The organism is Leyella stercorea (genome assembly GCF_021531655.1).
In genome coordinates this window covers 56,575-70,357 of record NZ_JADYUF010000007.1, presented here as the reverse complement: position 1 = coordinate 70,357, position 13,783 = coordinate 56,575, and the positions used below count along the sequence as shown (strand labels likewise).

Genomic DNA, 13,783 nt, shown 5'->3' with positions numbered 1-13,783 from the left:
ATTTTCAGTAACTTTGCATAACAACTTTACATCCTTAAATATATGATGCAAGCAATGATTTTCGCGGCTGGATTGGGCACACGCCTTAAACCGCTCACCGACACAATGCCTAAAGCTCTGGTGAGGGTAGGGGGTGAGCCGCTCATTAAGCGCGTCATCATGAATCTTGCTGCGGCTGGCGTTGACCGTATTGTAGTCAACGTGCATCACTTTGCCGGGCAGATAATCGACTATCTTAAAGACAATGATAACTTCGGACTCGACATCCGCATTTCTGACGAAACTGCCGGACTGCTCGAAACAGGAGGCGGCATAAAGAAGGCAGCACCATTGTTCGACACCACTGATCCTATACTTATTCACAATGTAGATATTCTTAGCAATGTTGATTTGCGGGAGTTCTACCAGATTGCTTCACAAAGTGAAAAAGGAAAAGTGAAAAGTGAAGAATCCGAATGTGGAAGTGAAAAGGGAAAAGTGGAGAACGAAGAGGGAAGAGGGAAGAACGAAGAATCCAATTGTTGTGATGCTGTCGATGCTGTATTGCTTGTCAGTTGGCGTAAGACCAAGCGCTATTTGCTCTTCAATGACGACATGAAGCTCGTGGGATGGACCAACATCGAGACGGGCGAAGTGCGAAGCCCTTATCCCGAACTCAACCCGAAGGAATGCCGAATGTATGCCTTTGCCGGAATACACGCATTGTCGCCACGTCTGCTTAAGATGATGGACGAATTCCCCGACCGATTCGGAATAATCGACTTCTACCTTAAGGCGTGCGCCACGCATAACATAAAAGGTTATGTCAAGGACGACTTGAAGCTGATGGATATTGGCAAACTCGACACTCTTGCACAAGCTGAAGAATTCCTTGAGGAATTACGAGTTACGAATTAGGAGTTTGGAATTACGAGTTCTTGAATTAGGAATTTCGAGTTAAGGGTTTCACCCTAATTAAATATTAATCGTTAATCATTAAACATTAATAATTGAACATTAATCATTAAACAATATAACAAATGCAACAGAAGATTATAATTCTTGATTTCGGTTCGCAGACCACGCAGCTCATCGGCCGCCGTGTACGCGAATTGGACACCTTCTGCGAGATTATGCCTTACAACAAGTTCCCTAAGGACGACCCCAGCGTTATCGGTGTCATCCTCAGCGGAAGCCCTTATTCGGTACACGATAAGGAGGCGTTCAAGGTTGATTTGAGCCAGTTTGTAGGACGCATCCCGGTGCTTGGCATCTGCTATGGCGCACAGTTCATCTCTTACGCCAACGGTGGAAAGGTTGAGGCAGCCGACTCTCGTGAGTACGGACGCGCCAATCTCGAGCACTTCGATGCCGAGAATCCGCTGTTCCACGGATTTGTTGAGAACTCGCAGGTGTGGATGAGCCATGGTGATACCATCACGGCCATCCCAGAAGACTACAAGTGCATCGCATCGACAGCCAATGTCAAGTTTGCTGCTTATGCTTCTACCAAGCAGCCGGTATGGGCTGTTCAGTTCCATCCCGAGGTGTTTCACTCATTGCAGGGTACACAGCTCCTCAAGAACTTCGTAGTAGACATCTGTGGAAGCTGTCAGGACTGGAGCGCCGACTCGTTCGTTGAGACAACCGTAGCTGAACTTAAGGCTCAGCTGGGCGACGACAAGGTAATACTCGGTCTGTCGGGTGGTGTTGACTCAAGCGTTGCCGCTGTACTCCTTAACAAGGCTATCGGCAGCAACCTCACATGTATCTTCGTTGACCACGGAATGTTGCGCAAGAACGAGTTCCGTGATGTAATGGAGGATTACAAGTGTCTCGGTCTGAACGTTATCGGTGTTGACGCATCAGAGAAGTTCTTCAACGACTTGGCTGGTGTAACCGATCCTGAGGAGAAGCGTAAGATTATAGGCCGTGACTTCGTTGAGGTGTTCAACGCTGAGGCTAAGAAACAGACTGGTGCCAAGTGGCTTGCACAGGGCACTATCTATCCTGACCGTATCGAGTCGCTCAACATCACTGGTAAGGTTATCAAGAGCCACCACAACGTAGGCGGTCTGCCTAAGGAGATGAACCTCCAGTTGTGCGAGCCGTTGAAGTGGCTGTTCAAGGACGAGGTTCGTCGTGTAGGTCGCTCAATGGGCATGCCCGAGCACTTGATTACACGTCATCCGTTCCCAGGTCCTGGCTTGGCAGTACGTATTCTTGGCGACATCACTCCCGAGAAGGTACGCATACTTCAGGATGCCGACGACATCTATATCCGCGGTTTGCGCGATTACAAGGTGAAGTTGAGTGGTGAAGACGCACGCCGTGTACTTGCTGCTGGTGTTCCTGCCGATATGCACGACGGTGAGATTGAGGTTTCGCTCTACGATCAGATTTGGCAAGCTGGTACAGTATTGCTCTCTACCGTACGTTCTGTAGGTGTTATGGGCGACGAGCGCACATACGAGCATCCAGTTGCTCTGCGTGCCGTTACATCTACCGACGCTATGACAGCCGACTGGGCACATCTGCCTTACGACTTCATGGCAAAGGTTTCTAACGAGATCATCAACAAGGTACGTGGCGTTAACCGCGTATGCTATGACATCTCGTCAAAGCCACCATCAACAATCGAGTGGGAATAGTTGATATACTTTTCAATCCCTTTGGGAATAAGGAAAAGTTTGAATCAATTCATTTATAATCAATGGTTTACAAGGATAATTGATGTAACTGTCTGTTACTCAGTTATCCTTTTATTTTGCCCGATATTTGAAATATGGACACCACTATGGACACCCGTGGACACCATACAATTTGATTGTGGACACTTAATTATTGCTAAAGGATTTGGCAATAACAGGAGTTAACGGTATCTTTGCAGACGTAAACATTAAACAATTAAAAGTTATCACAATATGGAAGATTTCAAAGTAACGTTTAACTTCAATCTGTTAGTCAAGAAGGCAACAGATGAAATGTGTGCAGTTAGACTGATTGTCCGTTGGGGTAAACCTGTCAAGGAGGTCAAGGTATCAACAGGCATCAAGGCTGCAAAAGCAATGTGGGATAGCAAGTCACAACGTCTGTTTACATCAGATGAAAAATTCACGGTAAGGGCAAACAGGGACGCAAAGAAGACTAACAAGCAATTAGATGAAATTGCCGATTCAATTACATCAATGGTTAAACAGTCAACTTCAAATGACCGCATTTATGATGATACGGATGCAATGAAGAATGAAATTACCGCACGTCTGAATAACCTTCAAGGCAAACAGCAAAAAGAAGAAGACAGACAGAAACAAGGTGCAACGGAATGGATGCTGAAGTACATTGACAGTGACCGCATTGACCCTCACACAATGCGTTATGTCGCTGAAAGAACAAAGATTCATCAACGTACCGTTGTCCACCGTTTCCAAACTTTTTTGACCGATTGCAAGTTGGCAGATAAGTTTGAGACCTTCACATCAAAGGACTTTGAAAAACTTTATACCAATTGGTGCTACAAGATGAAGAACTACAAACAGAACACCGTTATTGCATCATTTGGAGTTCTTAAGCCATTGCTCAATGCTGCAAAGAAAGATGGCATTGAAATAGATGATTCATATTACAAGGAGTTGCAGGGCAAGGGCAAAGATGTAGATAACATCTATTTGACAGAAGAAGAGATAAAGAGGATTTATGACTTGGATATTCCACGTCTTAAAGAGCAAGGTGAAATAGATGAAAAAAGCAACATTGAAGCAACAAGAGACCTTTTCATTATCGCTTGTTGGACAGGTCTGAGACGTTCAGATATAAACAAACTCAATGATGGTGTTTGGCGCGTGAAGGATGGTGAAGACTTGTTATATGTCACAGCCGAGAAAACAAAAAGACAGGTTGTAATACCCCTTCATCCGATGGTCAAGGCGATTTATCAAAAATATAATGGTGTCCTTCCAAAACTTGGAGACAAGGCAAACACCAACAACCATTTGCGGAATCTTGGAAGATTGGCAGGTATAGATGAAATTGTTCCGGTTGTTGAAAACCGTGGAGGCAAGGTCAATACATACCATTACAAGAAATATGAAATGATAGGAATGCACACGGCGAGACGTTCATTTGCGACAATTATGTATTTAAGAGGGATGCCAACAATTGCAATAATGCAGCTTACAGGGCACACAACAGAATCCAATTTCTTGAAATACATTAAGGTGACAGCAGAACAAAATGCAATGATGATTGCAAAGATGATGAAGAAATTTAATTGGTAAGGAAAAAAATAAAGGTGGGCAATAATGTCCACCTTTAATCATATAAAACTAATTTAAAATTTAAATATGAAACTTTTTGAAAGTTACTATCTATATATAAATATTCCCAACATTACAAATATACTACTTTTAATTGTCCTTTTTAACATTTCCGTGCAAAATGTTGTGACATTCACGGCACAGACAAATAAGGTTGTTGGGGGATAACAGTCTTCTCATTGCTTCAGCGTGTGACAATCCATATTCAAACGGTGAAAGTATGTGGTGAACGTCTTCCGTAATTGCATCATTGCAGCGTTGGCAAATTGGATTTTCCATCCTCATATATTGACTTAATGCCTTCCACTGTTTGTTATTATACAATGATTGACGTTGCTTTTTTCTGTCAGATGGTTTTGGTTTAGGTTTGTTTATAAATGGCATCCGTTTTTATATTAATCCATTATTTACACATTGATTTACAGGAATGAACATTGTTGGTATTTTCTTTTTGCTTGGGTTAGCTGAATATTCTATGTCATTTATGTACCAATTCTTTATAGTAACCTTATTCATATTTAATTTATCAAGGTCAAATATATAATATTCCTCATCATTCACTATTGAAATGTAAATCGGTTTTTCACCTAACTTGCAACTTTCAATGATGTTGCAGTACTTTTGAACCGTCAAGGGTAATGTGTCATATTCTTCCATATTTTGCCGTCTTGATTTTATCTCTATATGATAACGGTATAGTTCATTATTATTGTCGGTAAAGTACATCTTTGCATCAAACACACATCCTTTTGCCATCATTGAAAAGTTTGGTTGATAGGATTTGAACAGTCTTGATAATATTTTCACTGTCATTTGATAGTCTTTTAATTCTTGTACATCGGTTTTTTCATTGTCAATGATATTCATTTGGGTTTAGAAATAGAATTATTATTCAATTCATTTTCCGTATCCCAATACTATTCCCAACCTTATGATATCACATTATATAATGTACACGTACATCTATTTATATATACTTGGTATTGTCTGAAATAGACTATCAGCCTTCATTGTCATTGATTCTTGATTTTTCAACGTTGGATAATCCTTTGCATTTTGATTACATTGTTCAATTTGCTGCAATGTATCATTTACCTTTGATATTGAACAGGCATTAATAATCATTGTTGATATGAATGCGATAGCGACAACGGCATCAAGTATAACGTTATATAGTGAATTGTACTGTTTCATTTTTAGTTCCTTTCTTAATTAGTTTCTAATTATAAATATCATTGACATTCCAAAAATACTACTTATAAATGATATTTTTAGAAAAATATGTTAAGAAAAATAAAAAATATGCTTTTTGATGAAAATTTTTTGTGAAATATTGAAACTTTTGTGAAGGAGTAGTATATTTATAATTAGAAATAGATAATAAAGTGAGCGGACGGCCATCCGCAGGTGAAAAGGTTCTTTCTGTAATTTTCATTTCCTTTTCACCGTTCACTTTTTTTAAGATAAAATGAAATTCAGAGTTATAATAAAAAATATATACATAATTAAATGAAGATTACAAAGTCAAAGACTAAGCAGTCAACAGATGAACAAAAGAAAGAAATACGTTCATTTTTGAATGATTATCAATCAATCAACAATGACACAACTATTACAGAAAAAGCAAAGATGGTATTATCAATGCTGTTGTATACAGGCAATGAGCAAGACAAATTCACCGTTGGTTATAATTACATTGAGACTATTACAGGTATATCAAAAAATGGTATTTCTGCTATAATTGGAAGACTTGAGAAGAAAGGTTTTATCTCACGTACTAAAGGTGAAAGGGGTAAGAATAGCGAGTATACTATTAACTATGATACAATGAAATCATACGTTGCTCCAAGTGTACAAGTAACCAAGTGTTCCAAAAAAGTGTCCAAGTGTACAACTTGTACACCTACTTGTACACCTACTTGTACACCTAAAAGCACTGATTTTCAAGTACTTACAAACAAAATAGATGAATTAATACAAGTGTCCAAGTGTACAAGTGAATGGCTTGAAAAGATTTACAACTTGTACTTAAATATAAACATAAACAATAATATAAATTTAAATGATAAAAATGATACTACTGAAGGATATAATATTAAGGACCATAATGAAAAAGAAATTATAACTGAAGATAATCTTGAGATATTAAAAGAAAATGAAATTCTCAATGATGAAATTCCATCTGATTTACCATTCCTTGATGTTGATTCATTTGTTTCAACGGACAATGAAATCTCAAGCAATGAGAATATCTCAGATTCAGACTCAAGTAAAAATGAATTGGAATTTTCAATCTTTGGAAATGATATAATCTCAGAGGATGAGAATGACAATACAACTGTAAAATTCATCAATGGAAAATTTACAGTAGTAAGTGAAACAGAGGATGAAATTAATAGTTCATCCGACGTTGAACAAGATAATGAAATTTTAAATGATTCAAACTCAAGTGATATGACAATGAACAATTCAAGCGATACAATCTCAAACAATGAGAATCTTTCAAACAATGATAATTTTGAAATTTGGGGTAAACTTCAACCGATATACGGAAAGACATCAAACGTTATCACGGAATATCTTTTCACTGAATATGAGAATCTCAATGACTCTAAAAACGTATCAGACGGATATCATCAAGTGAAACAATACATCTCACTTGGCAAGGAACAAATCAATGTCTCAGTCAATCAAACAGGCAGCTTTGGAATACTATCATTCAAGAATAATGTTTATTCCTTCATTGCGTGTAACTCAAACATCATATCAGACTCAAGTGATACCATCTCAGAACGTTGTATTATAACCCCAAATTGCGCCGCCGCTGAAAAGGCATCAAATAACGTTGATACAGCCGTTAAAACGTCACAGGTGGACAACTATACCACCGATGACAAGAAAGTCGCTCCGGTGCAGCCACAAACGGCAAATAAGACGTACACAAATCCCGACACTAACAATCCAAAGGTATGGGAGTACATCAAACTTCATTTGACAATGAAACAAGGTTCACATCTTATGCGTGATGTACTTGATGAATACAAGGAGATTGAAGCAAAGAACATTCATAGCGTTATTGCCTATATGGAAGATATGTGCAAGGCAGTTAGGTCAGCACTTGAGAAAGGTCTTATAAATGAAATGCAGTTCAATGACTTCAAGAGAGTATTTCAAACCCTATCAAAAGGAAAATACAACTATTGGCGCAAGGTATTCTCAACACGTTCACCAAAATCATTGATGAGTAGTGAAATGAAAATGTGGGGTATTCTTGGCAAACCTAAAGTTGTTAATTGTGATGATGAAACAAGCAAGGTGGACAATAATAAGAACTATGAGGATAACGTAATACTTCCGACTCACAAGGATTTTGAGTCAATGAACCTTGATGAGATTAAAAATACCTTGCTGACATTCATTGCAGAGCACCCAAATCTTTCAGATGACAAGAAGGCATACATCAATAACCTTTGTATTGCTTATACCCTTGAACCTCAGTATGTTGCGTGAATTTTGACAGTTAAAAATGGGTTAACTAAAAATTAATCTATTTTTAACTTAAAAAAAGTTTCATAGCTTAACAAATTTTAACTGAAAAAGTATACAACTTAGTGGTTTTTAGCGGTATATTTGCAGTGTGAAAACTAAGCAAGGGGTTTTGGAAAACACTTTTTACTCTTCAAAACAAAAATTAATTAAAATTTAAAAAATTAAAATTATGAGAAAATTTGGAATTTTTACTTTTGTTAACAACGCAGAAACACTGACAGTAAGTAATGAGGTAAAGAACGAGGTAAAGGATATGTTTACTTCAGACGAGTGGAATTTGATGTATGACGTGTTCAACGGTTACTGTTTGGGCGATGAGACAGTCAACGGTTATGAGGGTTATCAGACAAAGGAGATTAAGGAGGCTAACCTAATCAATTCTATTGTTTCAGAATGTATGGATGGAATCAATTACAGCAGACTTGATGATAAATGGGAGGTCGACAAAGACGTTTTTATGAAAAAGCTTGAATCACTAAACTATGACAAGGCATTGGCAGTATATGACATCGTTGATGATTTTTGGAATAAGTAAACAAAACACACATTTTAAATATTTTTTACTTTTTTCTTCGGACTTTTGAAAACTTGATGATATTTATAATTAGAAACTAATTTAAAGATTAACATTATGAAAAAAACAATGACAAACAAGAGTATTGATGAAATTTTGAATCGTGACGATTACACACGTTTGACAAAGGCATTGAAGAATAGAACAGAAGAAATTGCGGTCAAGGTAAGACGCAAGATGAATGATTTAGACCTTGATGAAATGATAATCAACGGCTTTAAGATAGTTGTAAAGAAGTATTCAGCAGACCACGGCCAATATCATTTCGATAATCTGTCAATTAAACAATATTGTCCAGTCGATTATGATGGAGGTTACTATGAATACTTAAGTCTTGAAGATATCAATGAATCGTATTACGCATACGATGATTTCAAATGCAAGATTGAGGGTGCAAGCAACAAACAGGCGCTGAAATTCCTCAATGCAGCTAAGAAGATTTTTGAATATCTTGATGATACAGAGAGTGAACAGGTTAACGATGTAAACAAGGCTCTTGAAGAGACAAAGGATATGTAAAATTTCTCATATTACAATATGTTCTTTAAATTTTTAATTAACTTATGTGAGATTGTGGATATTTTTTACTTGCAATCTCATTTTTCTTCAAACTTTAGGAAACTCGTTGATATTTATAATTAGAAATGAATTAGATGATTACGGAACATATTAAAAGAGTATTATAAAGCCATTATATAAATTTATATTACGCACAATTTTCACTTAAAGAGATAACAGCCGTTGTGAAACGTTTGTTATCTCGCTTTTTTTTTTTACCTATAACTTGATATTTTTCATTGTCAGCATCATATTTATATATAAGTAAGGAAAAGAATATTATGGAAGAGATATGGAAAGAAATAAAAGGGTATGAAGGTTACTATGCAATCAGTAACAAAGGACGGATAAAAAGCCTTGAAAGAATACAAAGAAACGGACACAGATGTCAAGAAAGAATATTGCTTTTGCAGCCTAACAAGAAAAACGGACATCTACAGATTTTGTTACATAAGGATATGACCTATAAAATGTTTTATCTGAAACGTCTTGTTGCCGAGCATTTTGTCGACAATCCAAATCCAAGTGAATTTAAACAAGTTAGACAGATAGATGAAGACAAGACAAATTGCAGGGCAGACAATCTTGAATGGGTTGACAAGGTAACAAGAAAGAAAATAATTGATTGGGATTATCATTATTATGGTTAAGATGGCAAGGAAAAGGACAAACAGGTATACTTTATACAGCAATGAAACACAGGCGTTTATGCTGAATGTTGACAAATTTCTCATTGATAAATACGGTATAATTAAGCCACATTGGGAGGGTCAATTAGATTTGCTTGCATCAAATTATGAACTTTTCATAATGGCAAAGAATAAGGTGAAAGAGGATGGTTTGATGGTGGTCAACAGATTTGGCAATTTGGATAAACATCCGCTTTTGGCTCAGATAAAAGACAGTAACATTCAGTGTTGCAAACTAATAAATGAGTTTGGTTTATCACCTAAAGCAGATTCAAAAATCAAATCAGAATCAAATGATGATGCCGATTATTTAGATTCATTGATAAATGGTTAGGAAAAGAAAAGCAAACGTAATTCCCGATTTTGGAATTACATTTCATCCGTTTGGAGCATATACGGCAAAGGGTAAGCAACTAAAAGCTTGGTTTGGATGGGAATCACAGGTAACACGTTACGGTTATGATGAAGAAAAAGTAAGACAAGCCCTCCAAAATGGAAAAATATATAAAGATTATATATGGAAATATGCAGAAGATTGATTCAAAGTATACAGATTATGCAAGAAAAGTAATAGATAATGAAATTGTTGCAGGTGAGTTAATTAAACTTGCCTGCAAACGTTATATGTCATTCTTTGAGCGTGATGATGTATATTTTGATTGTAAAGCGGTCGACAAGGTTGTTAATTTCATTTCAAAGTTACGGCACAGTACAGGCGCAAGTGCAAATAAACCCTTCATTTTGTCTGATTGGCAGTATTGGATGTTATGTCAGATATACGCTTTCAAATGGAAAAAAGATGGCACAAGAGTAACAAGAACGGTATACATTGAAATCGGAAGAAAAAACGGTAAATCATCATTGATGGCAGCTTTAGCCCTTTATCATTTGGTTGCTGACGGTGAACAAAATGCACAAGTTATATTTGCAGCCAACAGCGCAAAACAAGCGGGATTATGCTTTGAAATGTCATATAATTATTGCACAAGTATTGACCGCAAAGGCAAATTCTTCAAACGTTACCGAGACACCATCAAATTTCCAGCAACTAAATCAAAGTTAGAGGTTGTTTCAGCGGATGCAAACCGATTGGACGGTCTTAATGCCTCCTTCTTTATATGTGACGAGTTACATGAAGCACCAAACGGCAAAGTATGGAATGTTCTTGAATCCTCACAAGGTATGCGTCAACAACCGTTGGCAATAGCGATTACAACCGCAGGATTTAACCGTTCATCCTTCTGTTATTCGATGCGTTCAAATTGTGTTGAAATTTTAAATGATAAAAAGCAAGATGATTCAACATTTACGGCAATATACACAATTGACAAGGATGATGACCCTTTCACTGAGGATGAGACCATAATGGGGAAGGCAAATCCAAATTTGAATGTAACGGTAAAAAAAGATTACCTAATCAATCAGTTGAGAAAGGCAAAGAATAACCCCACCCTACAGACCAATGTACTTACAAAATTATTTAATTGTTGGGTAAGCAGTAGTGAAGAATGGATAAGTTCAGACTATATAATTAAATCATCAGCCACATTTGATTACAAGACATTAATTGATGATTATGTTGCGTACCTTGGAGTTGACCTTGGTGCAACAAGTGACCTTACAGCCGTGAGCGTGATGATACCAACATCAGATAAATTCTATTTCCGTAATTACTATTTTATACCATCCACACAATTGCAGGATAACGTTAATAGAGAGCTTTATAATTTATGGGCAAAACAAGGACATTTGATTGTTACCAACGGCAACGTAACGGATTATGATTACATATTAAACACTATCCTTAAATTGAATGATAAAATAACAATTAATTCAATTGCTTATGACCAATGGAACGCCACACAATGGGCAATTTCCGCAACGGAGGCTGGATTAAACTTGCAACCTTACTCAATGAGTATTGGTAGCCTTAATAGACCAACCAAAGAGTTGGCACGTTTAATTATGATGGGTAAGGTGGTAATATATAACAATCCTATTGACCGTTTTTGTTTTCAAAATGTTGTAATCAAAAGGGACTACAATGACAATGAAAGACCAACAAAGGAAACAAGAGAAAACAAGATTGACGGTGTTTTGGCGATGGTTATGGCCCTGGGCAACTATCTGACAACGGAACATTATGACACGGATATAATGTCATTGCAATACTAACAGACTATTTATAATATGGTATATATAGAATAAAATATGAATTGGAATAATTTTTTTGGACTTGAAAAAAGGAACGTTGACAAGGGTTTGGACTATGTAAGCGCATACAGCGATGGTCTACTTTTTGGCAAGTTGCCAACAAGGTCAAACGCGATGGGTATATCAGCAGTATTTGCAGCAGTGAATTTAATCGCAAATACAATTGCAATGTTACCTGTTATCATTACTTCAAAGGCAGACGGCAAAAAGAACAGGATGGATAATCACAATCTGAATTACATATTTGGAGACCGCAACACGGCAAATTATCTGTCAAAATTCAATCTATTTAAACAGATTATTCAGTCTGTAATCTTGAGAGGTAATGCGTTTTGTTATGTAGAAAGAGCAAATAATGGTGAAGTGATGAACGTCAGATTTTTGGAGGCTTCAGATGTTATCATATATTACAGTAAGGAACGTAATTTATTATATTATGATTGTCCGATAGTCTCAAAGAAACACATTGAACCAATAAATATGTTACACTTTGTCCTTCACAGTTATGATGGAATACAAGGTGTAAGTTTGCTGAATTATGCTGCAAGGACGTTGGGAATTACAAACGCAAGTGAGAACAGCGCAAAGAATTTCTTTGAAAATGGAATGAATGTCAACGGAATTATTAAAGTTAAGACCCCAGTCAATGCAAAACAGAAAGAGGAAATAAAGCAAAGTTGGACAAACACATATGGAAACGGTGGAGGTGGTCTTGCCGTCATTAACGCAAATATGGACTATCAGCAATTGCAGTTAAGTCCTGAAGATTCACAACTTTTATCATCAAGACAGTTCAATGTTAGCGACATTGCAAGATTTTTCAACATTGACCCAAGTTTGATTGGTGGTGATGGAAAAGTTAGTTATTCAAGCCTTGAACAGATTCAACAAGCCTTTTTGTGTCATACACTTCAACCATACATTTCAATGATTGAAAATGAATTGAACCGTAAATTATTGTTGCCAAGTGAGGAATTTCTCAAGATAGAGTTGGAAACAAATGAACTGTTAAGAGTCAACAAACAAGCACAGGCAGACTATTATACAAAGATGGTAAGCAGTGGAATAATGTCAATTAATGAGGTTAGAAATGAACTTGGTTATAACGGCATTGCGGATGGTGATAAACATTTCATTGCATATTCTTCAACTGATAAAAATGAAATTGGAGGAAATGGTGATGACAATAAAAATAATGACAATAACAACAAGGAATAATGATTCAGAGAATAGCAAAAAACGCAGACATTAAATTTTGTGTCTCAGATGATGCAAAAATACAAGATAAATTCATCATCCGTTTTTATACAGTTGACAAAACAAAGGCAATTGTAAGAACGGCAGATAACGTAATTGTTGAAAACGGAAAACGTTATATCAAGTTGAATTGGACAACACTTAAATATCTTGAAAATGGAATACTAAACTATGAGGTCAACAACCTTGATTCAGATGCCGATTACAATGATGGAGTATACAACAGTACATTTACACGTACAACATATTATTATTTATACACTGATTCAAATAGTATTGATACGGTAGAGGAAATTGAACAAAAGGTTGACCAAATAATCTTAGACCTCAATAATGAAAAGAATGACAGGGAAGACGGTGACAGTGAATTGACTTTAAAAATCAATGACCTCAGTGACAGATTAAATGAAGAAATAGCAAGGGCAAAGGCATCTGAAAAGGCAAACAGTGACAAAATAGATAATGAAGCAAACAACCGTGAATCGGCAGATAATGCAATTACAGCATCATTGAATACAGAAACAAGTGAACGCAAGAAGGCAGATTCAACACTAACAGCAACAACAACAAACCTTGATACAAGATTGAAGAATTTGGAGAATCAAGAGATATTGGATTTTGGAACTTATTAATTTAAGTTCCATTTT

The 13,783-nt window shown here is 36.6% G+C and carries 15 protein-coding genes; 12 read left to right on the top strand and 3 right to left on the bottom strand.

What is annotated here, in order from left to right:
- Window positions 1-42: 42 nt before the first annotated feature.
- From I6E49_RS03465 to I6E49_RS03455, 3 genes are all read left to right on the top strand, one after another.
- Window positions 43-897 (top strand): nucleotidyltransferase family protein, encoded by an 855-nt coding sequence (locus tag I6E49_RS03465; protein ID WP_235400474.1) that lies wholly within the window; start codon window positions 43-45, stop codon window positions 895-897.
- A gap of 122 nt (window positions 898-1,019) precedes the next feature.
- On the top strand, window positions 1,020-2,630 hold the full coding sequence (gene guaA, locus I6E49_RS03460) for a glutamine-hydrolyzing GMP synthase (protein WP_235400473.1): 1,611 nt from the start codon (window positions 1,020-1,022) through the stop codon (window positions 2,628-2,630).
- Between the two features lie 273 nt (window positions 2,631-2,903).
- A complete protein-coding gene (locus I6E49_RS03455; RefSeq protein ID WP_235400471.1) occupies window positions 2,904-4,256 on the top strand; it encodes a site-specific integrase in 1,353 nt (450 codons plus the stop codon).
- A 429-nt stretch (window positions 4,257-4,685) separates the two neighbouring features.
- Here I6E49_RS03455 and I6E49_RS03450 read toward each other — a convergent pair whose 3' ends face one another.
- The 3 genes from I6E49_RS03450 to I6E49_RS03440 all read right to left on the bottom strand — a co-directional run bounded on the left by I6E49_RS03450 (window position 4,686) and on the right by I6E49_RS03440 (window position 5,730).
- Window positions 4,686-5,162 carry a hypothetical protein gene (locus I6E49_RS03450; RefSeq protein WP_235400470.1) on the bottom strand — a complete coding sequence of 159 codons (477 nt, stop codon included), beginning with the start codon at window positions 5,160-5,162 and terminating at the stop codon, window positions 4,686-4,688.
- 96 nt (window positions 5,163-5,258) lie between these two features.
- Entirely contained in the window at window positions 5,259-5,489 is a 231-nt protein-coding gene (locus tag I6E49_RS03445) for a hypothetical protein (protein ID WP_235400468.1), read from the bottom strand.
- A 58-nt stretch (window positions 5,490-5,547) separates the two neighbouring features.
- Entirely contained in the window at window positions 5,548-5,730 is a 183-nt protein-coding gene (locus I6E49_RS03440) for a hypothetical protein (RefSeq protein ID WP_235400466.1), read from the bottom strand.
- 74 nt (window positions 5,731-5,804) lie between these two features.
- Here I6E49_RS03440 and I6E49_RS03435 point away from each other — a divergent pair, with 74 nt between their 5' ends.
- The 9 genes from I6E49_RS03435 (at window position 5,805) to I6E49_RS03395 (ending at window position 13,768) form a co-directional block, all read left to right on the top strand.
- The gene (locus I6E49_RS03435) at window positions 5,805-7,805 is read left to right on the top strand and encodes a MarR family transcriptional regulator (protein ID WP_235400464.1); all 2,001 of its coding nucleotides are present in this window, start codon (window positions 5,805-5,807) and stop codon (window positions 7,803-7,805) included.
- A 208-nt stretch (window positions 7,806-8,013) separates the two neighbouring features.
- Complete coding sequence (locus I6E49_RS03430; protein WP_235400463.1) at window positions 8,014-8,379, top strand: hypothetical protein; 366 nt, start codon at window positions 8,014-8,016, stop codon at window positions 8,377-8,379.
- A 96-nt stretch (window positions 8,380-8,475) separates the two neighbouring features.
- Window positions 8,476-8,937, top strand: coding sequence for a hypothetical protein (locus I6E49_RS03425; protein ID WP_235400462.1), 462 nt, complete (start codon window positions 8,476-8,478; stop codon window positions 8,935-8,937).
- A 320-nt stretch (window positions 8,938-9,257) separates the two neighbouring features.
- Window positions 9,258-9,626, top strand: coding sequence for an NUMOD4 domain-containing protein (locus I6E49_RS03420; RefSeq protein WP_235400460.1), 369 nt, complete (start codon window positions 9,258-9,260; stop codon window positions 9,624-9,626).
- Between the two features lie 58 nt (window positions 9,627-9,684).
- Complete coding sequence (locus tag I6E49_RS03415) at window positions 9,685-9,999, top strand: P27 family phage terminase small subunit (RefSeq protein ID WP_235400459.1); 315 nt, start codon at window positions 9,685-9,687, stop codon at window positions 9,997-9,999.
- On the top strand, window positions 9,992-10,204 hold the full coding sequence (locus I6E49_RS03410; protein WP_235400458.1) for a hypothetical protein: 213 nt from the start codon (window positions 9,992-9,994) through the stop codon (window positions 10,202-10,204). The genes I6E49_RS03415 and I6E49_RS03410 overlap by 8 nt, the downstream gene beginning before the upstream one ends.
- Window positions 10,191-11,840: a terminase large subunit gene (locus I6E49_RS03405; RefSeq protein WP_235400456.1), complete on the top strand. Its 1,650-nt coding sequence runs from the start codon at window positions 10,191-10,193 to the stop codon at window positions 11,838-11,840. Before I6E49_RS03410 ends, I6E49_RS03405 begins: the two co-directional genes overlap by 14 nt.
- 36 nt (window positions 11,841-11,876) lie before the next feature.
- Entirely contained in the window at window positions 11,877-13,097 is a 1,221-nt protein-coding gene (locus I6E49_RS03400) for a phage portal protein (RefSeq protein WP_235400454.1), read from the top strand.
- Entirely contained in the window at window positions 13,097-13,768 is a 672-nt protein-coding gene (locus I6E49_RS03395) for a hypothetical protein (RefSeq protein ID WP_235400453.1), read from the top strand. Before I6E49_RS03400 ends, I6E49_RS03395 begins: the two co-directional genes overlap by 1 nt.
- Window positions 13,769-13,783: the final 15 nt, after the last annotated feature.